21 protein-coding genes are annotated in these 22,874 nt (G+C 64.3%); 13 read left to right on the plus strand and 8 right to left on the minus strand.

Annotation, left to right across the window (positions count from 1 at the left end; genetic code table 11):
- Positions 1 to 73 precede the first annotated feature (73 nt).
- On the plus strand, positions 74 to 1,339 hold the full coding sequence (locus AC5ZFO_RS34620) for a cytochrome P450 (RefSeq protein ID WP_282523323.1): 1,266 nt from the start codon (positions 74 to 76) through the stop codon (positions 1,337 to 1,339).
- A gap of 85 nt (positions 1,340 to 1,424) precedes the next feature.
- Positions 1,425 to 2,699, plus strand: coding sequence for a cytochrome P450 (locus AC5ZFO_RS34625; RefSeq protein ID WP_282523322.1), 1,275 nt, complete (start codon positions 1,425 to 1,427; stop codon positions 2,697 to 2,699).
- 294 nt (positions 2,700 to 2,993) lie between these two features.
- On the opposite strand, the gene AC5ZFO_RS34630 is transcribed toward AC5ZFO_RS34625, so the two are convergent.
- Positions 2,994 to 3,914 carry a LysR substrate-binding domain-containing protein gene (locus tag AC5ZFO_RS34630; RefSeq protein WP_063985424.1) on the minus strand — a complete coding sequence of 307 codons (921 nt, stop codon included), beginning with the start codon at positions 3,912 to 3,914 and terminating at the stop codon, positions 2,994 to 2,996.
- A gap of 125 nt (positions 3,915 to 4,039) precedes the next feature.
- On the opposite strand from AC5ZFO_RS34630, the gene AC5ZFO_RS34635 reads away from it, so the two are divergent.
- The 4 genes from AC5ZFO_RS34635 (at position 4,040) to mdlC (ending at position 8,968) form a co-directional block, all read left to right on the plus strand.
- On the plus strand, positions 4,040 to 5,209 hold the full coding sequence (locus AC5ZFO_RS34635; RefSeq protein ID WP_063985425.1) for an acyl-CoA dehydrogenase family protein: 1,170 nt from the start codon (positions 4,040 to 4,042) through the stop codon (positions 5,207 to 5,209).
- Positions 5,210 to 5,218: 9 nt separating this feature from the next.
- On the plus strand, positions 5,219 to 6,319 hold the full coding sequence (locus AC5ZFO_RS34640; protein ID WP_282523321.1) for a CaiB/BaiF CoA transferase family protein: 1,101 nt from the start codon (positions 5,219 to 5,221) through the stop codon (positions 6,317 to 6,319).
- A gap of 15 nt (positions 6,320 to 6,334) precedes the next feature.
- On the plus strand, positions 6,335 to 7,180 hold the full coding sequence (locus AC5ZFO_RS34645; RefSeq protein WP_282523320.1) for an HTD2 family dehydratase: 846 nt from the start codon (positions 6,335 to 6,337) through the stop codon (positions 7,178 to 7,180).
- Between the two features lie 165 nt (positions 7,181 to 7,345).
- A complete protein-coding gene (gene mdlC, locus AC5ZFO_RS34650) occupies positions 7,346 to 8,968 on the plus strand; it encodes a benzoylformate decarboxylase (protein ID WP_282523319.1) in 1,623 nt (540 codons plus the stop codon).
- A gap of 89 nt (positions 8,969 to 9,057) precedes the next feature.
- On the opposite strand, the gene AC5ZFO_RS34655 is transcribed toward mdlC, so the two are convergent.
- Complete coding sequence (locus tag AC5ZFO_RS34655; protein WP_282523318.1) at positions 9,058 to 9,834, minus strand: SDR family NAD(P)-dependent oxidoreductase; 777 nt, start codon at positions 9,832 to 9,834, stop codon at positions 9,058 to 9,060.
- Between the two features lie 76 nt (positions 9,835 to 9,910).
- On the opposite strand from AC5ZFO_RS34655, the gene AC5ZFO_RS34660 reads away from it, so the two are divergent.
- Positions 9,911 to 10,372, plus strand: a complete 462-nt coding sequence (locus AC5ZFO_RS34660) for a MarR family winged helix-turn-helix transcriptional regulator (protein WP_282523317.1) — start codon at positions 9,911 to 9,913, stop codon at positions 10,370 to 10,372.
- 130 nt (positions 10,373 to 10,502) lie between these two features.
- Here the strand turns inward: AC5ZFO_RS34660 and AC5ZFO_RS34665 are convergent, their stop codons facing one another.
- Together AC5ZFO_RS34665 and trhA are read right to left on the minus strand one after the other, a co-directional pair.
- Entirely contained in the window at positions 10,503 to 11,297 is a 795-nt protein-coding gene (locus AC5ZFO_RS34665; RefSeq protein WP_282523316.1) for an SDR family oxidoreductase, read from the minus strand.
- A 93-nt stretch (positions 11,298 to 11,390) separates the two neighbouring features.
- Complete coding sequence (trhA, locus tag AC5ZFO_RS34670) at positions 11,391 to 12,086, minus strand: PAQR family membrane homeostasis protein TrhA (protein ID WP_282523315.1); 696 nt, start codon at positions 12,084 to 12,086, stop codon at positions 11,391 to 11,393.
- A 179-nt stretch (positions 12,087 to 12,265) separates the two neighbouring features.
- Between trhA and AC5ZFO_RS34675 the strand changes: the two genes are divergently transcribed.
- Together AC5ZFO_RS34675 and AC5ZFO_RS34680 are read left to right on the plus strand one after the other, a co-directional pair.
- Entirely contained in the window at positions 12,266 to 13,735 is a 1,470-nt protein-coding gene (locus AC5ZFO_RS34675; protein ID WP_282523314.1) for a YcjX family GTP-binding protein, read from the plus strand.
- Positions 13,732 to 14,757 carry a YcjF family protein gene (locus AC5ZFO_RS34680; RefSeq protein WP_282523313.1) on the plus strand — a complete coding sequence of 342 codons (1,026 nt, stop codon included), beginning with the start codon at positions 13,732 to 13,734 and terminating at the stop codon, positions 14,755 to 14,757. The genes AC5ZFO_RS34675 and AC5ZFO_RS34680 overlap by 4 nt, the downstream gene beginning before the upstream one ends.
- Before the next feature lie 342 nt (positions 14,758 to 15,099).
- On the opposite strand, the gene AC5ZFO_RS34685 is transcribed toward AC5ZFO_RS34680, so the two are convergent.
- Together AC5ZFO_RS34685 and AC5ZFO_RS34690 are read right to left on the minus strand one after the other, a co-directional pair.
- Positions 15,100 to 15,363 carry a PilZ domain-containing protein gene (locus AC5ZFO_RS34685; RefSeq protein ID WP_496123200.1) on the minus strand — a complete coding sequence of 88 codons (264 nt, stop codon included), beginning with the start codon at positions 15,361 to 15,363 and terminating at the stop codon, positions 15,100 to 15,102.
- Between the two features lie 268 nt (positions 15,364 to 15,631).
- Positions 15,632 to 15,943 (minus strand): hypothetical protein, encoded by a 312-nt coding sequence (locus AC5ZFO_RS34690; RefSeq protein WP_282523311.1) that lies wholly within the window; start codon positions 15,941 to 15,943, stop codon positions 15,632 to 15,634.
- A gap of 848 nt (positions 15,944 to 16,791) precedes the next feature.
- Between AC5ZFO_RS34690 and AC5ZFO_RS34695 the strand changes: the two genes are divergently transcribed.
- Entirely contained in the window at positions 16,792 to 17,007 is a 216-nt protein-coding gene (locus AC5ZFO_RS34695) for a hypothetical protein (protein WP_404979834.1), read from the plus strand.
- Between the two features lie 12 nt (positions 17,008 to 17,019).
- Here AC5ZFO_RS34695 and AC5ZFO_RS34700 read toward each other — a convergent pair whose 3' ends face one another.
- Both AC5ZFO_RS34700 and AC5ZFO_RS34705 read right to left on the minus strand, forming a co-directional pair.
- Positions 17,020 to 17,262 carry a hypothetical protein gene (locus AC5ZFO_RS34700; protein ID WP_282523310.1) on the minus strand — a complete coding sequence of 81 codons (243 nt, stop codon included), beginning with the start codon at positions 17,260 to 17,262 and terminating at the stop codon, positions 17,020 to 17,022.
- Between the two features lie 253 nt (positions 17,263 to 17,515).
- Positions 17,516 to 19,045: a glycosyltransferase family 39 protein gene (locus AC5ZFO_RS34705; RefSeq protein ID WP_282523364.1), complete on the minus strand. Its 1,530-nt coding sequence runs from the start codon at positions 19,043 to 19,045 to the stop codon at positions 17,516 to 17,518.
- 299 nt (positions 19,046 to 19,344) lie between these two features.
- Between AC5ZFO_RS34705 and AC5ZFO_RS34710 the strand changes: the two genes are divergently transcribed.
- The 3 genes from AC5ZFO_RS34710 to sorB all read left to right on the plus strand — a co-directional run bounded on the left by AC5ZFO_RS34710 (position 19,345) and on the right by sorB (position 22,815).
- Positions 19,345 to 21,075: an adenylate/guanylate cyclase domain-containing protein gene (locus AC5ZFO_RS34710; RefSeq protein WP_496123201.1), complete on the plus strand. Its 1,731-nt coding sequence runs from the start codon at positions 19,345 to 19,347 to the stop codon at positions 21,073 to 21,075.
- A gap of 219 nt (positions 21,076 to 21,294) precedes the next feature.
- Positions 21,295 to 22,494 (plus strand): SorA family sulfite dehydrogenase catalytic subunit, encoded by a 1,200-nt coding sequence (sorA, locus tag AC5ZFO_RS34715; protein ID WP_282523308.1) that lies wholly within the window; start codon positions 21,295 to 21,297, stop codon positions 22,492 to 22,494.
- A 12-nt stretch (positions 22,495 to 22,506) separates the two neighbouring features.
- Complete coding sequence (sorB, locus tag AC5ZFO_RS34720) at positions 22,507 to 22,815, plus strand: SorB family sulfite dehydrogenase c-type cytochrome subunit (protein WP_282523307.1); 309 nt, start codon at positions 22,507 to 22,509, stop codon at positions 22,813 to 22,815.
- The last annotated feature ends 59 nt before the right edge of the window (positions 22,816 to 22,874 follow it).

Genomic DNA, 22,874 nt, shown 5'->3' on the forward strand with positions numbered 1-22,874 from the left:
GCTGTAATTGCAAATCAAATACCGCAGCGCAGAATTCAACGAGAACGCGCGGTTCATGTCAGGGAGAGCGGTCATGCATGGGACCATCGAGAGCGCGGCGAAGCTCGACGAGCTGCGCGCGCGCGCCACGTCACTGCCGCTGGAGCAGTTCGATCCGGGCGATCCCGAATTGTTCAGGACCGATACGTTCTGGCCGTATTTCGATCGTCTGCGCCGCGAAGATCCCGTGCACTATTGCAAGGATTCGATGTTCGGGCCGTACTGGTCGGTGACGCGCTACAACGACATCATGGAGATCGAGACCAACCACTCGGTGTTCTCCTCGGCCTCCGCGCTCGGCGGCATCACTATCCGCGACATCGACCCGGACCTGCGCCGCGAGAGTTTCATCTCGATGGATCCGCCGCGCCACGCGGCGCAGCGCAAGACCGTGGCGCCGATGTTCACACCGACGCATCTGGACAATCTCGCGCTCAGCATCCGCGAGCGCTCCGCCGAGTGCCTCGACAATCTGCCGCGCGGCGAGGTGTTCGACTGGGTCGACAAGGTCTCGATCGAGCTCACCACGCAGATGCTCGCGGTGCTGTTCGACTTTCCCTGGGAGGACCGCCGCAAGCTGACGCGCTGGTCCGATATCGCCACCACCATTCCCGGGCCGGACGGCCTCGTCGCCACCGAAGACGAACGGCAGGCCGAGCTGACGGAATGCGCGGGCTATTTCGCGCGGCTGTGGAAGGAGCGTATCGAGCAGCCGCCGAAGAGCGACCTGCTCTCGATGATGGCGCATGGCGCCGCGACGCGCGACATGGATGCCAAAAACTTCCTCGGCAATCTCATCCTTTTGATCGTCGGCGGCAACGACACCACCCGCAACACGATGTCGGGATCGATCTACGCGCTGAGCCAGCATCCGGAGCAGTATCGCAAGCTGCGCGCGAACCCCGGCCTGCTCGACAGTTTCGTGCCAGAGGTGATCCGCTGGCAGACGCCGCTGGCGCATATGCGGCGCACCGCGCTTACCGACTTCGAGTTCCGCGGCAAGCAGATCAAGCAAGGTGACAAGGTCGTGATGTGGTACGTCTCGGGCAACCGCGACGAGGAAGCGATCGAAAAGCCCTACGATTTCATCATCGACCGCGCCCGCCCACGCACGCACCTCTCCTTCGGCTTCGGCATTCACCGTTGCGTCGGCTTGCGGCTTGCCGAACTTCAGCTCAAGATTATCTGGGAAGAGATCCTCAAGCGCTTCGACCATATCGACGTGGTCGGCGAACCCAAACGGGTCTATTCGAGTTTCGTAAAGGGTCTTGAAACCTTGCCGGTCAAGATTACGGCGTGAGAGAGCTCCCTCGCCCCGCCTTCGCCAAGGCTTCGGCCGACAGGCGCGGGGAGAGGCAAAGCAAGAACCAACTGGAGCCACGACCATGAACATCCAAACTCCGGTCAAAACCGACAACGCCGAACGCATGCGCAGGGCCCGCGAGGAAGCCTATGCGACCCCGCTGGCGCAGTTTCACCCCGGCGCGCCCCGGCTGTTCCAGGACGACACCTTGTGGCCGTGGTTCGAGCGGTTGCGCAAGGAAGAGCCGGTGCATTACTGCACCAATGCGCCGATCGAGCCGTACTGGTCGGTGGTGAAGTACAACGACATCATGCATGTCGACACCAGTCACGGCATCTTCTCCTCGGACTCGACGCTCGGCGGCATCGGGATCCGCGACGTGCCGCAGGGCTACGACTGGCCGAGCTTCATCGCCATGGACCAGCCGCAGCATTCGGCGCAGCGCAAGACGGTGTCGCCGATGTTCACGCCGACGCATCTGGACGAGCTGGCAAAACTGATCCGCCAGCGCTCGCAGACCGTGCTCGACAATCTGCCGCGCAACGAGACCTTCAATTTCGTCGAGCGCGTCTCGATCGAGCTGACGACGCAGATGCTGGCGACCTTGTTCGACTTCCCCTGGGACGAGCGGCGCAAGCTGACGCGCTGGTCGGATGTCGCGACCGCGCTGCCCAAGAGCGGCATCGTCGCCTCGGCCGAAGAGCGCCGCCGCGAGATGGACGAGTGCTACGCCTACATGTCCAAGCTCTGGAACGAGCGTGTCAACTCCGCGCCGCGCAACGATTTGCTGTCGCTGATGGCACATAACGACGCGACGCGCTTCATGGACCCCGACAATCTCATGGGCAACATCATCCTGCTCATCGTCGGCGGCAACGACACGACGCGCAACACTATGAGCGGCTCGGTGCTGGCGCTGAGCGAGAACCCGGACCAGTTCGACAGACTGCGCACCAACCCGGAGCTGATCGATTCCATGGTGCCCGAGGTGATCCGCTGGCAGACACCGCTGGCGCATATGCGGCGCACCGCGCTTGCCGACACCGAAATCGGCGGCAAGCATATCAAGAAAGGCGACCGCGTCGTGATGTGGTACGTCTCGGGCAACCGCGACGAGGAGATGTTCGAGAAGCCGAACGATTTCATCATCGACCGCCCGCGGCCGCGCACCCACCTCTCCTTTGGCTTCGGCATCCACCGCTGCGTCGGCATGCGCCTGGCCGAACTGCAGCTGCGGATCATCTGGGAGGAGATGCTGAAGCGCTTCGACCGGATCGAGGTCGTCGGCGAGCCCAAGCGGATCTATTCGAGCTTCATCAAGGGCTATGAGTCGTTGCCGGTGAGGATTCCGGGGTAGGCGTGCTCTAGGGACTACCTTAACAAGCGGCCTCGCCAATCTCTGCTGTCATGCCCCGCGCAGGCGGGGCATCCAGTACGCCGCGGCTCCTCGATTCTAGCCGCGCCGTCTCTGGAATACTGGATTGCCCGCCTTCGCGGGCAATGACACCGAGTGTGGGACGAAGAGTGTGCTCCTAACGCTCGAGGAGGGCACTGCCCGGCTATAAAATTCCGGCATGACAGCTCGCTCAATATGCGAAGGGCCAGCTGCGGGCTTGTGTCCTAAATCCTCCTGAGAATTCAGCGCCGGCGCTCAACTCAACTTGATGTCCCACAGGCCTTCCTTGCGGCAGGCCGCGACTTCCTCGCGCAATAGCGTCGTGATGGCGAGCGACGCCGTTGAGGCCGGACGGTCGATCGGAGAGGCGAAAATGAGCTCGCGCGTCATCGGCTTGGATACGGGCGCGGTCTCCAGCCGCCCGTCCGCGACCTCGCCGTGGACCGACGAGGGCGGCAGCAGCGCGAACCCGAGGCCTTCCTCGACGAGGCTCGTCAGCACGCGGAACGAATCCGCCTCGAGCTGGACGTTGAGCTTGATCTTGCGCTGGGCGGCCGCATGTTCGATCAGCGCGCGGAGACCGTGGGAATGACTGGGCAGCACCAGCCGCTGGCGCAGCAGCCAGCCGACATCCACGCTCTTCTTGCGCGCGAGGCCGCAGCCGCGCGGGCCAACCGCGACGATGTTGTCGCGGCCGAGGCTCTCCACGTTGAGATGCAGATCGGCGGAGCGACCGTAGAGAATGGCCAGATCCATCTCGCCGCGATGCAGCCATTCGACGAGATGGCCGCTATAGCTCTCGACGATGCGCAACGAAATGCCGGGAAATTTTTCGACGCAGCGCCGCGCGAAGCGCGCCGACAGCACGCAGCTCACGGTCGGAACCAGGCCGAGCACGACCTGGCCGGACGGCGGCCCCTTGGTCGACTGGATATCGTCGCGGATCTGGTCGATCTGCCGCACGATGCCGGAGGTGCGTGCCAGCAGGAGACGGCCGGCTTCCGTCAACACCATGCCGCGGCCATTGCGTGTGAACAGCTCCGTGCGCAGCTCGTGTTCCAGGAGCTTGATCTGCCGGCTCAGCGCCGGCTGCGCCACGCGCAACGTGTCGGAGGCCTTCGAGAGACTGCCGAGCTCCGCCACGCAACTGAAGGTCCTGAGCTGCCGGAAATCCATGCTTGCCAATCCTGGAAGGCTACTTCATACGCTATAGCAAATGAGCATAGGGGGCTGGCGATGTTTTCACAACGCCAGAGGATCGGCCGGCGTTATCTTGATTGCCGCTATCGATGGAAAACGCCATGAGTGAAGAACACCACACCGAAGATCACGCCGACATCCGCGAGGCCGTCGCAAAGCTCTGCGCGCAGTTTCCCGGCGAATACTGGCGCAAGCTCGATCGCGAGATGGCCTATCCCAAGGCCTTCGTCGATGCGCTGACGCAGGCCGGCTATCTCTCGGTGCTGATCCCCGAGGAATATGGCGGCGCGGGCCTGAAGCTTTCCGCTGCGGCCGCGATCCTCGAAGAGATCCAGCGCGCGGGCTGCAACGGCGGCGGCTGCCATGCCCAGATGTACACGATGGGCACCGTGCTGCGGCACGGCAATGACGAGCAGAAGGCGAAGTATCTGCCGAAGATCGCGAGCGGAGAATTGCGGCTGCAGGCGTTCGGCGTCACCGAGCCGACCAGCGGCACCGACACCTCCTCGCTGAAGACGTTTGCGCGCAAGGAAGGCAACGACAGCTACATCGTCAACGGCCAGAAGATCTGGACCAGCCGCGCCGAGCATTCCGACCTGATGGTGCTGCTGGCGCGCACCACGCCGAAGGAGCAGAGCAAGAAGCGCACGGATGGTCTCTCGGTCTTCATCGTCGACATGCGCGAGGCCAAGAACAACGGGCTCGAGATCCGCCCGATCCGCACCATGATGAACCACGCCACCACCGAAGTGTTCTTTACCGACATGAAGGTGCCGGCGGAGAATCTGATTGGCGAGGAAGGCAAGGGTTTCCGCTACATCCTCTCCGGCATGAACGCCGAGCGCATCCTGATCGCCGCCGAATGCGTGGGTGATGCAAAGTGGTTCATCGCGAAGGCCACGAACTACGCCAAGGAGCGCGCGGTGTTCGGCCGGCCGATCGGCCAAAATCAAGGCATCCAGTTCCCGATAGCAAAAGCTTACGCCTCGATGCGCGCGGCCGAGCTGATGGTGAAGGAAGCCACGCGCAAATACGAAGCCGGGCTCGACTGCGGCGCGGAGGCCAACATGGCCAAGATGCTGGCGGCCGATGCGTCCTGGGAAGCGGCAAACGCCTGCATCCAGACCCATGGCGGCTTCGGCTTCGCCGAGGAGTACGACGTCGAGCGCAAATTCCGCGAGACGCGGCTCTACCAGGTGGCGCCGATCTCGACCAACCTCGTGCTGTCCTACGTCGCCGAGCACGTGCTCGGCATGCCCCGCTCGTACTGAGGTCGCGCCATGGGAGCATTGGACGGGATCAGGGTGATTGCGGTCGAGCAGGCGGTCGCGGCGCCGTTCTGCTCGTCGCGACTGGCGGACGCCGGCGCGGAAGTGATCAAGATCGAGCGGCCCGAAGGCGATTTCGCTCGCGGCTATGACGCGGCGGCCAAGGGCCAGAGCAGCTATTTCGTCTGGCTCAACCGCGGCAAGCAATCGGCGGTGGTCGATCTCGCAACGAAAGAAGGCTGCGCCGAGTTGGAGAAGCTGATCGCGAGCGCCGACGTGCTGATCCAGAACCTCAAGCCGGGCTCGATGGACAAGCTCGGCTTCTCGCGCGAACGGCTGCTGAAGGACTATCCGAAGCTGATCTCGTGCACGATCACCGGCTATGGCGACGAGGGCCCCTACGCCCACCGCAAGGCCTATGATCTGCTGATCCAGGCCGAGAGCGGACTTGCTTCCATCACCGGCAACCCCGACGGCGCCTCGCGCGTCGGCATGTCGATCGTCGACGTCGCGACCGGCGCCACCGCGCATGCGGCGATCCTGGAAGCGCTGATCGGGCGCGGGCGCACCGGCAAGGGAGCCGACATCCGCATCTCCATGTTCGACGTGATGGCGGACTGGTGCACCGTGCCGCTGCTCAATTCCGAAGCCGGCAATCCGCCGAAGCGGATGGGTCTGCGCCATCCATCGATCGCGCCCTACGGCGTGTTCACCTCGAAGGATGGCAAGGACATCCTGATCTCGATCCAGAGCGAGCGCGAGTGGAAGACGCTCTGCGTCAAGGTGCTCGACCAGCCCGACCTGCCGGCCGATCCCCGCGTCGCCAACATGGTCGAGCGCGTGCGCAACCGGGACTTCACCGACACGACGGTCGCAGATATCTTCGGCAAGATGACGCGCGACGAACTGTTGAAGCGGCTGTCGGACGCCGACATCGCGTTTGCCGAGGTCAACACCATGGCCGACCTCACCAATCATCCGCATCTGCGCCGCATCGAGGTCGACACGCCGCAGGGACGTGTCAGCTATCCCGCGCCGGCGCCGATCATCGTCGGCGAGACCCGCGCTTACGGCGCTGTGCCCGCGATCGGCGAGCGGCCATCCAAGAAATAACAAGAGCGAGGCGTCATGACCGAGAAGCTCGACATCGATCACTTGCGGCAATGGATCGGCCGCAGCACCGAGGCCACCGACATCGTCACCGCGCAGCTCGTCAAGGGTCTGCGCGCGACGCTGTTCCAGGAGGTCGGCGAGCCCCAAGCGGGCGATGCCGCGCCGTTCACGGTGCACTGGTGCCTGGCACAACCGGTGTTTCCGATGTCGATGCTCGGCCCCGACGGCCATCCGACCCGCGGTGGTTTTCTGCCGCCGGTGCCGCTGCCGCGCCGGATGTGGGCCGGCGGCGAGATCGAATTCCTGCAGCCCTTGCGCGTCGGCGATGAATCGACGCGGACCTCGCGCATCGCCGACGTCCAGGTGAAATCGGGCTCGACCGGCACGCTGTGCTTCGTCTCGGTGGAGCACAGCATCTCCTCGCCGCGGGGCGTTGCCATCCGCGAGCGGCAGGACATCGTCTATCGGGAGATGACGACCACCGCGCCCGCCACGGCAAAGGCCCCGCCGCCGAAAGCGCAGCACCGCGAGACGCACGTGTCCGATCCCGTGCTGCTGTTTCGTTATTCCGCACTGACCTTCAACGGCCACCGCATCCATTACGATCGCGACTACGTCACCAAAGTCGAGGGTTATCCGGGCCTGATCTTCCACGGCCCACTGCAGGCAGCGCTCATCGTCGAGATGGCGGCGAAGCTGCACGACGGCAAGGCGCCGAAGACATTCACCTATCGCGGCTTGCAGCCGCTGTTCGAGGGCACGGAGTTCTCCATCAACGCCAACGCGACCGAGGCGGGCATGGAGCTGTGGACCGCGAATGCGGAGGGACAGCCGACGATGAAGGGCACGGCGGTGTGGTAGCGGCGACACCGTCATTGCGAGCGGCGACGCGACGATCTAGACCCTCACCCTGAGGAGCGCGCTCTTTGCGCGCGTCTCGAAGGGCGAGGCCACCAGCCGGGCCTTCATCCTTCGAGACGCGCATGCCGCGCTCCTCAGGATGAGGAATTAACAGGGACGGAAACCATGGCCAAGAACGGCAAGAGCGGCAGCAAGTCCGTCACCGTGAAGCAGGCGACGCTGGACCTGCTGCGCTCGCTGGGCATCGACAGGATGTTCGGCAATCCTGGCTCGACCGAGCTGCCGTTCCTGAGCGACTGGCCCGACGACATCGACTACGTGCTGGCGTTGCAGGAAGCCTCCGCCGTCGGCATGGCCGATGGTTACGCGCAGGCGACGCGCAATGCCGGCTTCGTCAATCTGCATTCGGCGGCCGGCGTCGGCAACGCGCTCGGCAATATCTACACCGCGCACCGCAACCAGACCCCGCTCGTGATCACCGCGGGCCAGCAGGCACGCTCGATCCTGCCCCTACAGGCGTTCCTCTATGCCGAGCGTGCCTCGGAATTCCCACGGCCTTACGTGAAGTACAGCGTCGAGCCGGCCCGGCCCGAGGACGTTCCGGCGGCGATCGCGCGGGCCTATTACACCGCAATGCAGCCGCCCTGCGGGCCGACCTTCGTGTCGATCCCGATCGACGACTGGGCGCACGCGACCGCACCGGTCGAGGCGCGCAAGGTCAGCCGCGAGATCGGGCCCGAGCCTGACGCGATGAAGGCGCTGGTCGCCGCGCTCGGCTCTGCAAAGCACCCTGCGCTCGTGGTCGGCCCCGGCGTCGACCGCGCCGGCGCGGTGGACCTCATGGTGCGCGTGGCCGAGAAGGCGAAGGCCAGCGTCTGGGTCAGCCCGTTCTCGGCGCGCTGCTCGTTCCCCGAGCGGCATCCGCAGTTCGCGGGCTTCCTGCACGCCTCGCCGGCGCAGCTGTCCGACGCGCTGCGCGAGCACGATGTTGTTGTGATCATCGGCGCGCCGGTGTTCACCTTCCATGTCGAGGGCCATGCCGCGATCTTCGATGGCGGCGCGACGATCTTCCAGATCACCGACGATCCGGACGCGGCGGCGGTGACGCCGGTCGGCACCAGCATCGTCGCGACCATGAAGCCGGCGCTGAGCCTGCTGCTCGACCTCCTGCCGGAGAGCAAACGCGCGACGCCAAAGGGCCGCACGCTGCCGCCGGCACCGCAGGCCGCCGATCCGTTGCCGGTCGAATTTTTGCTGCATTCGCTGTCGCATGCGATGCCGGACGACGCGTCACTCGTCGAGGAGGTGCCCTCGCACCGGCCGGCGATGCAGAAGTTCATGCCGATGCGCGGCCAGGACAGTTTCTACACCATGTCGAGCGGCGGCCTCGGTTACTCGCTACCCGCCGCCGTCGGCATGGCGCTCGGCAAGCCGAAGCAACGCACGGTGTGCCTGATCGGCGATGGCTCGGCGATGTATTCGATCCAGGCGCTGTGGACCGCCGCGCAACGAAAGCTGCCGCTGACCATCGTCGTCATCAACAATTCCGGCTACGGCGCGATGCGCTCGTTCAGCCAGGTGATGCAGGTGAGGAATGTGCCGGGGCTGGAATTGCCGGGGATCGATTTCGTCAGGCTCGCCGAGGGCATGGGGTGCCATGCGGTGCGGGTGAGCAAGGCCGCGGAGCTGGGCGAGGCGCTCAAGCGCGGAATGGCGTTCGAGGGGACGAGCCTCGTCGAGGTCGTCGTGGATTCGGCGGTGCCGGTGCTGTACGGGCAGAAGCATTAGGGGGGCGCGTAGCCCGGATGGAGCGAAACAAAATCCGGGAATCGTGCCACAAGCAAGTCGGCCCCGGATTACGCTGCGCTCCATCCGGGCTACGAAGCCAGGAATCCCCCGTCCGCCGCCAGCACGTGCCCGACGACATAGGATGACGCGTCGGACGACAGCCACACCACGGCCTCCGCCACTTCCTCAGGGCTCCCCATCCGCCGCAGCGGCAGGCCTGCACTGACGGTTGCGACATCGCCGACGCCGGCGCGCAGCATCATGTCGGTGACGACGCGGCCGGGCGCGATGGCGTTGATGCGGATGCCGCGCGGGGCATTCTCCATCGCGGCCGAGCGCGTCAGCGAGATCGCGGCGGCCTTCGAGGCCGAGTAGAGCGAGAAGCCGGGATTGGGATTGCGCACGCCGCTGACGGAGGCATTGACGACGATGCTGCCGCGGCCCTGCGCCAGCATCGCCGGCAATTGATGGCGCAGGCACAGAAACAGCGCCCGGACATTGGTGTCGAACACCGTGTCGTAGATCTCCGTGCCCTGCTCTTCCAGCGGCGCGCGGCGCTCCTGGAATCCGGCATTGTTGAAGGCGACATCGAGCCGGCCGCAGCGCTCGACCGCCGTGCGAACCAGACGTTCGACGTCGTCTTCTCGCGTGATGTCCGTCTTGATCGGGATGGCCTTCGCGCCGAGCTCCCGGCACGTGACAGCGGTGGCTTCGATTTCGGCTTCGCGCCGTCCCGCAACGACAATCGCCTCGGCGCCTTCCGACGCCATCCGCAGCGCCGTGGCGCGGCCGATGCCGCTGCCGCCGCCCGTGACGAGGCAGACCTTGCCTCTCATCCGCATCCCGGCCGGCAAAGTTCCGCTCATGGCTCACTCCAAAACGCTTGCGCGCAACGTTGCGCGCATATAGTTGTATGGTACAACTATATGCGCGGAGTCAAGCATGACCGGGCCTTCGCTGATCGACGACATCCGCGCCGCCTCGCGGTTGATGGTGCGGGAGCTCGGCTTCATGGATGCAACGGTCGCGGCCTCGGACTACCCGCCCTCGGCGGTGCACACGATCCTGGAGATCGGGATCCGCGGCCCGATGAATTCGGGCGAGCTCGGTGATTTCCTGCGGCTGGAGAAATCCAGCGTCAGCCGCCTGGTGCGCAAGCTGATCGATTGCGGCGAGTTGCGCGAGACGCCCGACGAGGCGGATGCGCGCAGCAAGCTGCTGTCGCTGACCGCGAAGGGCCGGCGCACACTGGAGGCATTGCACGCCTTCGGACGCCAGCAGGTGCGCGGCGCGCTGGCCGCGCTGACAGAGGCCGAGCAGCGCACGGTGCGCGAGGGCATGATGCTCTATGCGCGGGCGCTGCGGCAGAGCCGGATGGACGACGAGGCGGAGTCGGCGGCGTAGCCCCGCTCTCGGTGTCATCGCCCGCGAAGGCGGGCGATCCAGTACTCCGAGACGGTTGTGGTTGAACCGACAGGCCGCGGCGTACTGGATGCCCCGCCTTCGCGGGGCATGACAGCGCCAAGTGTGGCGGCTACTTCCCGAACTCCTCGCGCATCTTGGCCTGGATCTTGGCCATGCCGCCGATCCAGCGGTCGTAATTCTCGGTCTTCTTGCGCATGTAGCCGAGCACCTGGGGGTGCGGCAGGATCAGGAATGTCTCCTGCGCGAGGCCGGCGAGCACGTCTTTCGCGACCTGCTCCGGCGTGAGATCGCCGTCGCCGGATTGCGGGCCCTTCGGGATCGAGCGAAGCATGTTGGTGTCGACGCCCTGCGGGCAGAGGATCGAGACCTTGATATTGTCCGCCTTGTGCGAGATGGCGAGATTCTCGGCAAAACCCACCGCGGCGTGCTTGGTCGTGGAGTAAGCGGGGCTTCCGACCTGCGACAGCAGGCCCGCGGCCGAGATCGTATTGAGAAAATATCCGCCGCCGCGCGCCTTCATGCGGGGAATGAGATACCGCGCCGCATAGACATGGGCCATGACATGGATCGCCCAGCTCCGCTGCCACGGCTCGTCGGAGGCGCCGCCGGCATTGACCGACATCGGATCGAAGCCGCCGCCGATGCCGGCATTGGAGCAGAACAGTTCGATCGGCCCGAACTGCCGTTCAGTCTCCTCGATGACGTGGGCGATCTCTTTTTCCTGCGCGACGTCGCATCTGAAGGCCGCGCCTTCCACCGTGGCGGCGACGGCTCTTGCATTGGCGGCGTCCATGTCCGCGACGACGACCTTGGCGGCACCCGCCTTGTGGAAGGTCTCGCACAGCGCCTTGCCGATGCCGTTTGCGCCGCCCGTGACGACCACGACCTTGCCGGTCACCTGCATGCGACGTCTCCTCTTTGTCTTATAGCGCTTCTCTTTTCGGATAGCGCTTCGCTATCTTATACCGCTTTGCTTATTCCGCTTCGCGGATCTTGCTCAGCTCAACACGAGGTCGAGCACCGCGGTATAATGGCACGCCGCGCCGGCCAAGACAAAGCCGTGCCAGATCGCATTCTGGAAGCGCAGCCGCCGCCAGGCATGGAAGATCACGCCAAAGCTGTAGAGCAGGCCGCCCGCAAGGATGAAGCCCAGCACCAGCGCAGGCAGCGCCTTGACCACGGCGTCGTAGACCATCACGCCGCTCCAGCCCATCGCGAGATAGATTCCGACCGCGACGCGGTCGAACCGGCCGGGGTAGAGAAGTTTCAGCACGATACCGAGGATCGCGACGCACCAGACGCCGCCGAGCAGCACCAGCGCGAACACGCTGTCCCTCACCTCGAGGATGAACGGCGTATAGGTCGCCGCGATCAGCAGATAGATCGCGCAATGGTCGAACCGCCGCAGCAGCCATTTGGCCGGCGAGACCGGCCAGAGATTATAGGTCGCCGACAGCACCAGCATCGAGACCAGGCCGGCGACATAGATCGAGACCCCGACGATGTTGGTGGCGTCGGCATAAACCGCCGTCAGCACCACCAGGACCGTGGCGGCGACGATGCCGCAGAACACGCCGATCGCGTGGATCACGCCGTCCGCGATCAATTCGGCACGGTCGTAGTTCCAGCCGACCGCGTCGGCCGCGGCGTGGACGGAGCTGGATGCGAGCTGTTTCAGCTGGAAGACGGTCATGGCAATCCGCAAAGGCTAAGACAATGCCCTCTTGTAGGGTCTTTCGCGATCGGCGCATCGTTCAAACGGCTGATTTGCCGACAAAGGCGGTGGAAGTATGAAGCTTGATTTTCCCTACGCAATTGCCACTTTTGTGAACGGCTTCACTGTTCCGCCCGCCCGAGATCAATCACGTTCATATGGCATTCAGTTTCCAGGATATGGTCGAAGAAGCGCGCCTGTCGGCCAGGGCGCTGATCGACTATGGCGAGCACTTCTTCAACCCGACGGTGCGGCTCGGGGTCACCGGCCTGTCACGGGCCGGTAAGACCGTATTCATCACGGCGCTGATCCACGGCCTCACCCGCGGCGGCCGCTTTCCGGTGTTCGAGGCCTATGCCTCGGGCCGGATCGCGCGGGCGCATCTGGCGCCGCAGCCGGACGACGCCGTGCCGCGCTTTGCCTATGAGAACCATTTGCGCGCGCTGCTCGAGGAGCGGCGCTGGCCGAACTCGACCGTCGACATCAGCGAACTCAGGCTCGTCATCGACTATCAGCGCCAGAACGGCGCCGACCGCACATTGACGCTCGACATCGTCGATTATCCCGGCGAATGGTTGCTCGACCTGCCGCTGCTCCAGAAGACCTATGAGCAATGGTCGACCGAAAGCCTCGCGCTGTCGCGCGAGGCGCCGCGCGCGCATCTTGCGGCGGATTGGCACGCGCATCTCGCAACGCTCAAGGGAGAGGCGCGCGAGGACGAGCAGGCGACGCTGACGGCGGCAAAGCTCTTCACCGGCTATTTGCGCGCCTGCCGCGACGAGCGCTTCGCGATGAGTCTGCTGCCGCCCGGCCGCTTCCTGATGCCCGGCAATCTCGCCGACACGCCGGCGCTGACCTTTGCACCGCTCGACGTGCCCGTTGGCGGCCAGGCGCCCGAGGGATCGCTGTGGGCGATGATGGTCCGCCGCTTCGAGGCCTACAAGGACGTCGTGGTGCGGCCGTTCTTCCATGATCATTTTGCCCGGCTCGATCGCCAAATCGTGCTGGCCGATGCGCTCGCCGCGTTCAACTCCGGCCCCGAAGCGTTGCACGATCTCGAAGCCGCGCTTGCCGGAATTCTCGACTGCTTCCGCATCGGCCGCAGCACCTTCCTCTCCAGCCTGTTCCGGCCGCGTATCGACCGCATCCTGTTCGCGGCGACCAAGGCCGACCATCTGCATCATTCCAGTCACGACCGGCTCGAGGCGGTGCTGCGCCGCGCCGTCACCCGCGCGGTGGTGCGCGCGGAAGATACCGGCGCGGAGATCGACGTGGTGGCGCTCGCCGCCGTTCGCGCCACGCGCGAGGCGCAGGTCGCGCATGGCCGCGACAAATTGCCGTCGATCCTGGGAACGCCGGCGGCCGGCGAAAGCGCAGGCGGCGAGTTCTTCGACGGCAACACGGAGGTTGCGACCTTTCCGGGTGACCTGCCGCTGGACCCCGAGCCGCTGTTCAACGGCACCGACGCATTCCGCGGCCTCGCGACCGAGGCCGCCGAGAAAAGCGATTTTCGCTTCCTGCGCTTCCGTCCGCCAAAACTCGAACGCGAGGGCAATGACGAGCCGGCGCTGCCACACATCCGCCTCGACCGTGCCCTGCAGTTCCTGATCGGAGACAAGCTGTCATGAACGATCGATCCAAGCCGCGGCGGCCGGCGACGTTCCGGCTCGACGATCCCGGCGTCGTCGTCACCGAAGCCGACGAAGCGGCGCGGCTTGGCCGCACCACGATCCAGATCACGCCCGAGCACGATCCGCAGGCATTGCCGGTGCCGATCGAGGCCGCGCTCCCGGCGCGTCGCGGCTTTCCCTGGGGCACGCTGTTCTGGTCCGGACTCGGCGGGCTGACGCTGCTCGGCACCGGGCTCGGCGTGGTCCGTCTGATCGAGGATTTGTTTGCGCGCAGCGAAAGCCTCGGCTTCGTCGGCCTTGCCTTCGCCTTCGTCACCGCGCTCGCGCTCGCGGTGGTGATCGGGCGCGAGGCATTCGGGCTGGCGCGCCTCGCCACCATCGAGAAGCTGCATGCGCGCGCTGCCGCGGTCCTTGCCAGTGACGACCGCAAGGAGAGCCGCGTCATCGTGCAGGACCTGCTCAAGATCGCGCACCAGAACCCGCAGCTTGCGCGCGCCCGCGCCACGCTGGAGAGCCACGCCGGCGAGATCATCGACGGCGCCGACATGATCCGGCTTGCCGAGCGCGAATTGATGTCGCCACTGGACGCGGAAGCGCGGCGGCTGGTGTCGTCGGCCGCGCAAAAGGTCTCGATCGTGACCGCCGTTTCGCCGCGCGCGGCGATCGACGTGTTGTTCGTGTTCGTGGCCGCGTTGCGCCTGATCCGTCAGCTCGCTTTTCTCTATGGCGGCCGCCCCGGCGCGCTCGGCATGATCCGCCTGCTCCGCCACGTGATCGCCCATCTCGCCATCACCGGCGGCATGGCCGCGAGCGACAGCCTGGTGCAGCAGATGCTCGGCCATGGGATCGCGGCAAAGCTGTCGCAGCGGCTCGGCGAAGGCGTGCTGAACGGATTGCTGACCGCACGGCTGGGCCTGGCCGCGATCGACGTGACGCGCCCGCTGCCGTTCGCGGCGCTGCCGCCGCCAAAGCTCTCTGATCTCGCAACGGATCTGTTGCGGAAAAAGGACGACGAGTAGCGGCGCTATTCGCGCCATTCGCCGCACCGAGCCGGCATGGCGGCCCAGTTCGGCGGCTATCTTCGATACGCCAACGCCCCGCCGGGCGAGCCTGACCAAACGTCGGACTTCCTGCTCGGCCCATTGCTTTGGCTTCGGTGCTTTCATAGCGCGGCGCTCCAGACCTGCCGATCACTTGACCGGCGCGCCTAATTGCCAACACTTCGGAAATTTACGAGGGTGCCTGCAACCACGAGGCTCAGCGGTACGGCGGCTTCGGCGCGCGAACTTGGACGCCGGTTGACACGATCCCCTAGTGGTAATTGAGCGCCAAATTACCTGCCGTCAAAGCCCGAACAACCTTCAAACGAACGTCACGTCGATTCTGAAGGGGGCCCGCCAGACCACGCGACAGGGCAACTTCAGAGCAGAGTCTGATATGATCAATGCGAAGGCGACAGGTATTCGGTCAGTCGATTCCTGAAGTTGCAGCGCTGCACCTGACGTCGAGATATTGCGGATCACGCAAGGGATTTTGTCGCGCCTACACTCGATCTGGGCTGGCATTGCCACTCGGAACCGTGGTGCACGCCGGGTCTCTACCATGGGCTGCAGGCTCCTATTCATCCCCTTAAAATGATGCGAACTCCTCGGCGCTTTGATTTATCCAGAGCAGTGCCGCACGGCTATCCAACCAGAAAAGCTGGTCGTCCTCCCCTTCGCCGGAAGTCATGTGCAACAGAAAGGAATTGTCGCCGTATCGAAATAGCGTGTCACGCGCCTGACGCTCAGTCAGAGTCTGGACATCGAGAAAAGAATACCGATGGGTTGCGACAAGCCTCATGTCCCGGGCCCTTTCAACCTCGTGTTAGATCATCTTCCAACCAGGTCGGCGTCACCGCCGGGAACGGCGCAGCGTTAGGTATTTGTTGCCCCGGTCCTGAACCATGTAACGGGCTTCCTCCACCGAAGCGGTCAGCTCTTCCGCGTGCCGAGCAAGCTGACGGATGTTCGGATCATCTGCGAAATCGCGGAGAATGATCCGAACGCACTTGTTGGCAAGGTCGAGCACCCATAGTGCGTGACGCATGTCATCTTGGGTGCGAAGGTTCTCTCCATCCAACTCGGACAGCACATTTGTGAGTCCATCTAGCCGGACGATGGCAGCATGCGGCGCGGGACGAGGGAAATTAATGATGCCGGACATCATTGTCCTTAAAATATTCAATATGCATCGAGTATTATGGCCAACATTCAATAGTTTCTTAAAATGCTTACAAGAGCTGCTATCGGTTTTTGGCGCATACGATTGTACCGGAAGCAATGGCAGATCCTGGCCCTTAGCAGAACGGCGGTACGGGTCACTGCCATGCCTGTTCTCTAGCCGACATCAGACGTGACCGCGCATATCCGCTGATCGGTTCACGCGTCGCAGCACGGAATCCGGCAACGCTCGTGCCAGCGCCTTCGCCTCATACCACGGCGCATCAACCCATTAAGAAACTGGTTACCAGTCAATGTCACCATTTGGATATTAGGCCGCCATTTGCGGCGCGCATTCTGAGAACGGCTCAATATTTCGACACGCCCGGTTGGCGGTCTCTTTCAGGAGAGGCCCAATGTTTAAGGGCTTAACGGCAGCGCTTGTGGCGCTGATCAGCACATTGCAACTGGATCGATACCTAACCAACGGTCGGTACACCGACGCGGCCGCGGATATGCTGCGGCAAATCAGGCGCGCGTTTGGATTTTGAGGTGCACTGGACGATTTGAGGCCGGTGATGAAGGGCATCCCATGGACTGATCTCGATGCGGAGGAGCAACGCGCCATTGCGATATTGGGAGCCGGGCTCTCCATCGAGCTGTGTGACCCCGTCGCTCTCGCAAGATTGAAGCGGCTCGGGCTGATCGCGGGGTCTCATCTGACGGCTGCTGCGCACGCGTTGCGGAGGCGCGTTGTTCTGGAAGAACTCAGTGCGCGGGATTGAGCCGCGTAACCAATTGGCACGCTCGATCCTCGCCTGGTCGGGAATGCCCTGACAGGACTAACAAGGCTTGGGGATTTTGATGCGGGCAGGTGCAATTGAGCTGATCGTGGAGGGCTACGTTTCCCTCAGGGACCAAACAGCTCTTGATGAGCTTCGGACACAGCGCCGCAAACTTATCGCAGATCTCGATGCATGTACCGGGATCGACTGCACGAGTACGATCCGACAGATCGAGGACGACATCGTCGTGATTGAGGCCGGGCTGGCGCGGTTGGCGGCCTAGTCGGCGGGATGTTTAGAGATTGCCCGGTGTCGTATCGACAACGCTGCGCCCGGCGTGGATCAGGTCCTTCTTCGTCACTCGCGCGCTGCGAAGATAATAACCTCGCTCCTGAACGGCTGCCCTGATCTCGTCGCTGACCTTGAGAACTCTCCCTCTGCTCTTGCGCCATTTATTGGAAGAGTAGAGCACGGGCATCGGAGAGCCATTGCTGACGACAAGGAAGTCCCGCTTGCCATTGCGATAGACATCAAACATGTCTCATCCCCGCAGATAATATCAATTAGAGCAAATATGTTTCGTCACGACTGCTCCAGCTTAGTGGCTTAGATGCTTGAGCGGGTGGTAATCTGGGATGGCGACCTGTGAATGTCGGAAAAAATGCTGGTTGCAGCTAAGCGATCAGCTCAGATTTCTGTTTGCATGTTGTTATCATGCCACGCCAAGCCGCTTCAACGCGTGGCCTCGTTGGCATCTGGGACAAAGGGGAGAAAGGAAGAACGGTGCCTCGCTAGGCGAACGTACGCTTCTCGAATTCCCCCGCCAGCACGCGCCATTGAAACAGCGGCGAATCCGTTGGCGGCGAGAGTTCCGGCGTCCAGCCTGTGAGCTTCTCAATCACATACGTGTCCGTCAGAACGCCGCGCCAGCGACGTCCGACCTGGCCGAGCTGCTCGCGCTTCGCCGGGATCGATCCCCACACCGGTGCGCGATTGTCCGGCTCTCGCCCGACATAGATGCCCGCATGCCCGCTGATCCGATCCATGCCGGGATCGCGGAACCCCTGGAAGCGGCCACGTTCGTTGATCTCGATGACGGGCACGCGTCCCCTGAACAGCCAGCGCATCATCGCGTAGGTGCGATAGTCCGTGGTTGCGATCCAGGTCGCGCCGGTCTCGTCGAGCGCGGCCTGCGTACGCACAGCTACCTGCTCGTAGCCGGCTTCGGCGCCGATCGGATCGATCTTGCCGAGGAGATTCCAGGGCGCGGCGACATAGTACAGGAATACGATGACGACGAAGGTGATCCCCGAGACGACCGCCGTGTTGAGCCAGAAGATGCTCGACCGGATCATCCGCGCCGACCAGTGCTCGTGCGACAGCATGACGAGGTTGACCGCAGCGGCGGCAAAGCCGACCGGCCACATGAACATCGGCCAGGTGTCGCCGACCCTGAGCGTCGTCGACTTGAACAAGAAATAGAGGAACGGCACCAGCACCGCGGTCGACAGCAGGATCGCAACCGGCTCGCGCGTGCGATAGCCGCGCCACGCCGTCATCACGAGACCTGACAGCACCACCGGCAGCATGACGAAGCCGACCAGGCCGAATTGCAGGCCGATGTAATCGCCGATCGTGCGCAGCGAGATGCCGTAATTGGCGGTGGCCCGCACGCCCTGGAAACGGAACGAGGCCCAGTCGTGCTGCGCGTTCCAGATCAGCACCGGCGAGAACACGGCAATCGCGATCAGCACCGCGAGATAGGGGTAAGGGCTGCGCAGCCAGCGCCAGCGCCAATCCGGCACCAGCAGAAACGCGGCGACCGCCGGCGCGAACATGATCGCGGTGAATTTCGACAGCATCGACAGCCCGGCGAACAGGCCCGCCGCCAGCCACCAGCGTCCGTCGCCGCCCTGCGCGAGCCGCACCAGGGCCCACATCATCGCCACCGCGAACGGGATCATGGCGACGTCCGGCGCGACCTTGGCCATCAGCAGGCCGTAATAGAGCGCAGCCTCCGGCATCAGCACCGCGAACATGATGGCGCGCGCATCATGGGTGAGGCGGCGGACGATGTCGGCGAGCAGCAGCTGCGTCACCAGCATCGCGACGATGCCACTGAGGCGAACGCCGAGCAGAGTGTCGCCGAAGATCGCGGTGCCAAAACGGATGAACCAGGCGATCATGGGGGGATGATCGAGGAAGCTGAGCGCCCCCTCCTTCGACCAGGTCCAGTAATAGGCCTCGTCGGTGCGCAGCTCGATCGCGGAGGCGTAGATGATGCGCAGCAGCGTCATCGCGGCGATGACGAGCACGGCCATGACGAGGGGACGGCGCGCGGCGCCGGCTGGGGGCGTGGTGATATCGGGGGCTGTCGTCACGGCCGCGCTTTTCGCCAACCTGGGAGGGGGAGTCAATGCGGGGGAGATCGTAGGGTGGGCAAAGCGGAGCGTGCCCACCATCGAGGGATGCGATGCGGGATGGTGGGCACGGCGCCAAGGCGCCTTTGCCCACCCTACGATATCGTAACCTTGCCGCGCATGTGATCAGGCCAGCTGTCCGCCCCTGGAATTAAACGCTACGCTGGCTGTTCTCCTTCATGAACTGATACAACCGAATCATGGCCACCGCATCCTCACGATTGTCCGAACTTTCCCGCGCGACCAGCGTGCGGCAGGTTCGGCTGGTCTGCGGCGTCATCCTGTTCTCCTACGTGGTGAGCCATTTCCTCAACCATGCGCTCGGCAACATCTCGGTCGATGCCATGGAGATCGGAGTCTACTATCACACCGCGTTCTGGCGGTTCCTCCCCATCGCGATCGTGTTCTATACGGCCGCGCTCACGCATATGGGGCTCGGCATCTACGCGCTCTATCAGCGCCGTCAGTTCCGCTGGCGGACGATCGAGCCGCTCCAGCTCGTGCTGGGCTTGAGCATCCCCGCCCTCGTCATGGCCCACGTGATCGGCGTCCGGCTCGGCTACACGCTGTACGGACACCAGAAACTCTATCCGCAGGAACTCTATCTGTTCTTCGTCACCTCGAACCGCATCTGGACCATGACGATCCTGCTGATCATCGCCTGGGTCCATGGCTGCATCGGCATCTATTTCTGGCTGCGCCTGAAACCGTTCTTCGCGCGCGCCGCGCCCTATCTGCTCGCCGCCGCCGTGCTGATCCCGACGCTGTCGCTGCTCGGCGTCTACCAGGGCGGACGCAGTGTCCAGATCGAGGTCGACGACGGCGAGTGGCGCACGCACAATCTCACCCGCCGCCAGCTCGGCTCGACCGCGGAAGCGGCGACGCTCGATCGCATCACCGGCGGCCTCACCATCGGCTATGTCGGCCTGCTCGGGCTGGCGCTGGCGGCGCGCGGCGTGCGCGCCTTGCGCGAACGGCGCCGCGGCATGATCGCGCTGTCCTACGGCAACGGCAAGACGGTGCGCGTGCCGAAGGGTCTCTCCGTGCTGGAGGCGAGCCTGCGCCACAATGTGCCGCATGCCAGCGTCTGCGGCGGCCGCGCCCGCTGCTCGACATGCCGCATCCGCATCATCGGCGACCATGCCGCCCTGCCCGAGCCGTCGCAGCGCGAGGCCTTCGTGCTCGCGCGCGTCGGCACCGCCGATCCCTCGATCCGGCTTGCCTGCCAGCTGCGGCCGGACTCCGACCTCTCCTTCTTCCAGCTGTTCACGCCCCACACCCATTCGGCGGACGGACAGGCCTCGACATCGGCCAGAATCGGCCAGGAGCGCTACCTCGTCAGCCTGTTCGTGGACATGCGCGGTTCGACGCAGCTTGCCGAGAAGCGGCTGCCGTTCGACACCGTTTTCATCGTCAACCGTTTCCTCGGTGCCGTCTCGCGGGCCGTGATCGAGAACGGCGGCCAGCCGAACCAGTTCGTCGGCGACGGCATGCTGGCGCTGTTCGGGCTGTCGGCCGATCCGGAGACCGCCTGCCGGCAAGCGCTGAAGGCTGCCGCCGCCATCGCCACGCATATCGACGAGCTCAACGAGCTCCTGAGCCACGATCTCCGCCAGCCGATCCGCTTCGGCATCGGCATTCACGGCGGCGAGGTCATCATCGGCGATATCGGCTATCGCGATCATATTGTCTTCACCGCGCTCGGTGATGCCGTCAACGTCGCGGCCCGGCTCCAGGACATGACCAAGACGCTGGCCTGCGAGGCGATCGTCTCGGAGGAGGTCCGCCGTACCGCCGGCCTTGCCGACGATGCGCTGCCGCAGCAGGAGGTCGCGATCCGCGGCCGCGACGAGCCGCTGGCCGTGCGCGTGGTTGCGGATACGAGGCAGCTGTCGGCGCTGGTTGACCAAAGCGAGCGCGTCGCGGCCTGAGGCTTCACCTCTCCCCGCAGGCGGGGCGAGGGAGCGCTCCTTCGTTCGCGGCTGCAGCTCGACTCGATCTCGTCGCGGGGTAACACCGGCTTGCTGCAACGCAGCGGCATGGGCCTGCTGCGAAAGCACGAATTGACTTCATCTCAATCGTTGCGACAGATGAGCGCGGGATCGCGGTGATGACCGCTGTCCAACGAAAAGCTCCGGGAGGAGACGAGAATGTTCGATCGACGCGACCTGCTCAAAGGAGCGGGCCTTGCCGCTATGGCGGCCACACTGAATTCCACCAAGGCGCTGGCCCTCGACACCGTCACGCTTCCCTTCGCCAATGGCGAGCGGCCGCTGGTGAAATATCCGCAGAAGCGGCCGATGATCGGCCTGACCAGCCGACCGCCGCAGCTCGAGACGCCGTTTGCGATCTTCAACGACGGTCCGATCACGCCGAATAACGCGTTCTTCGTGCGCTACCACCTCTCGGACCTGCCCTACAATCTCGATCCCGACAAGTTCACGCTCGAGGTCAAGGGCAAGGTCGACAAGCCGCTCAAGCTGTCGCTCAAGGACATCAGGAAAATGAAGGCGACCGAGATCGTCGCCGTCAACCAGTGCTCCGGCAACAGCCGCGGCCTCGTAGAGCCGCGTGTCGCCGGTGGCCAGCTCGCCAACGGCGCGATGGGCAATGCGCGCTGGCGCGGCGTGCCGCTGAAGGCCGTGCTCGAGATGGCGGGCGTGCAGAGCGGGGCCAAGCAGGTCACCTTCAACGGCATGGACGGCCCCGTCAGCGACAAGACGCCGGATTTCGTCAAGGCGCTCGATCTCGAGCACGCCACCGACGGCGAGGTGATGCTGGCCTATGGCATGAACGGAGAGGACCTGCCGTTCCTCAACGGTTTTCCGCTGCGCCTGATCGTGCCCGGCTATTACGGCACCTACTGGGTCAAGCACCTCAACGAGATCACCGTCATCGACAATGTCTATGACGGCTTCTGGATGAAGTCGGCCTATCGCATTCCTGATACCCCGAACAATGCGGTCGAGCCGGGCACCGCGCCGAAGGCGACGATCCCGATCAACCGCTTCACCATCCGATCCTTCATCACCAGTGTGCCCGACGGCGCCAAGCTGAAGGCCGGCGGCACGACGCTGCGCGGCATCGCCTTCGACGGCGGCAAGGGCATCAAGGACGTCCAGGTTTCCACCGACGGCGGCAAGACCTGGGTCAGCGCCAAGCTCGGCAAGGATCTCGGCAAATACTCATTCCGTGAATGGAAGCTGCCGGTGAAGCTCGCGGCGGGCGCCCACGAACTCAAGGTGCGCGCCACCGGCAATGGCGGCGAGACCCAGCCGGATGCGCCACGCTGGAACCCGGCGGGTTATCTACGCAACGTCGTCGAAACCGTCCGCGTGACCGTGGCCTGAGGGAGAATGATCATGCAGCGCACCGTTCTCCTCGCCATCTCACTCGCCGTCGCCGCAATGGTGGGTTCGGCGCTTGCAGCGCCGCTCAACTACAAGACGCCCGACGAGGTCGCCGTCTTCAAGCCGGGCCCCAATCTCGAGGTCGTGCAGGGCAATTGCAGCGCCTGCCACTCGGCCGATTACGTCAACACGCAGCCGCCGATGAAGGACAAGAAGGGTTTTTGGCAGGCCGAGGTGACCAAGATGATCAAGGTCTATGGCGCCCCGATCGACGATGCCGATGTCGGCAAGATCGTCGATTATCTGGCCGCGACTTATTGACGGATGGCGCGCCGCGTGCCGATCAATTGACCGCGAAACGGGCAAAATCGGCAAAAACG

The sequence above is a fragment of the Bradyrhizobium sp. Unk1 genome (assembly GCF_059512345.1).

What these genes read in the sequence shown, in the direction of transcription:
- AC5ZFO_RS34620 (WP_282523323.1), top strand. Translation starts at nt 74, where the DNA reads ATGCATGGGACCATCGAGAGCGCGGCGAAGCTCGACGAGCTGCGCGCG.
- AC5ZFO_RS34675 (WP_282523314.1), top strand. Translation starts at nt 12,266, where the DNA reads ATGGCATTCAGTTTCCAGGATATGGTCGAAGAAGCGCGCCTGTCGGCC.
- AC5ZFO_RS34645 (WP_282523320.1), top strand. Translation starts at nt 6,335, where the DNA reads ATGACCGAGAAGCTCGACATCGATCACTTGCGGCAATGGATCGGCCGC.
- AC5ZFO_RS34635 (WP_063985425.1), top strand. Translation starts at nt 4,040, where the DNA reads ATGAGTGAAGAACACCACACCGAAGATCACGCCGACATCCGCGAGGCC.
- AC5ZFO_RS34640 (WP_282523321.1), top strand. Translation starts at nt 5,219, where the DNA reads ATGGGAGCATTGGACGGGATCAGGGTGATTGCGGTCGAGCAGGCGGTC.
- sorB (WP_282523307.1), top strand. Translation starts at nt 22,507, where the DNA reads ATGCAGCGCACCGTTCTCCTCGCCATCTCACTCGCCGTCGCCGCAATG.
- AC5ZFO_RS34700 (WP_282523310.1), bottom strand. Translation starts at nt 17,262, where the DNA reads ATGTTTGATGTCTATCGCAATGGCAAGCGGGACTTCCTTGTCGTCAGC.
- AC5ZFO_RS34705 (WP_282523364.1), bottom strand. Translation starts at nt 19,045, where the DNA reads ATGGCCGTGCTCGTCATCGCCGCGATGACGCTGCTGCGCATCATCTAC.
- trhA (WP_282523315.1), bottom strand. Translation starts at nt 12,086, where the DNA reads ATGACCGTCTTCCAGCTGAAACAGCTCGCATCCAGCTCCGTCCACGCC.
- AC5ZFO_RS34680 (WP_282523313.1), top strand. Translation starts at nt 13,732, where the DNA reads ATGAACGATCGATCCAAGCCGCGGCGGCCGGCGACGTTCCGGCTCGAC.
- AC5ZFO_RS34710 (WP_496123201.1), top strand. Translation starts at nt 19,345, where the DNA reads ATGGCCACCGCATCCTCACGATTGTCCGAACTTTCCCGCGCGACCAGC.
- AC5ZFO_RS34625 (WP_282523322.1), top strand. Translation starts at nt 1,425, where the DNA reads ATGAACATCCAAACTCCGGTCAAAACCGACAACGCCGAACGCATGCGC.
- AC5ZFO_RS34660 (WP_282523317.1), top strand. Translation starts at nt 9,911, where the DNA reads ATGACCGGGCCTTCGCTGATCGACGACATCCGCGCCGCCTCGCGGTTG.
- AC5ZFO_RS34665 (WP_282523316.1), bottom strand. Translation starts at nt 11,297, where the DNA reads ATGCAGGTGACCGGCAAGGTCGTGGTCGTCACGGGCGGCGCAAACGGC.
- mdlC (WP_282523319.1), top strand. Translation starts at nt 7,346, where the DNA reads ATGGCCAAGAACGGCAAGAGCGGCAGCAAGTCCGTCACCGTGAAGCAG.
- AC5ZFO_RS34690 (WP_282523311.1), bottom strand. Translation starts at nt 15,943, where the DNA reads ATGTCCGGCATCATTAATTTCCCTCGTCCCGCGCCGCATGCTGCCATC.
- AC5ZFO_RS34685 (WP_496123200.1), bottom strand. Translation starts at nt 15,363, where the DNA reads ATGAATAGGAGCCTGCAGCCCATGGTAGAGACCCGGCGTGCACCACGG.
- sorA (WP_282523308.1), top strand. Translation starts at nt 21,295, where the DNA reads ATGTTCGATCGACGCGACCTGCTCAAAGGAGCGGGCCTTGCCGCTATG.
- AC5ZFO_RS34630 (WP_063985424.1), bottom strand. Translation starts at nt 3,914, where the DNA reads ATGGATTTCCGGCAGCTCAGGACCTTCAGTTGCGTGGCGGAGCTCGGC.
- AC5ZFO_RS34655 (WP_282523318.1), bottom strand. Translation starts at nt 9,834, where the DNA reads ATGAGCGGAACTTTGCCGGCCGGGATGCGGATGAGAGGCAAGGTCTGC.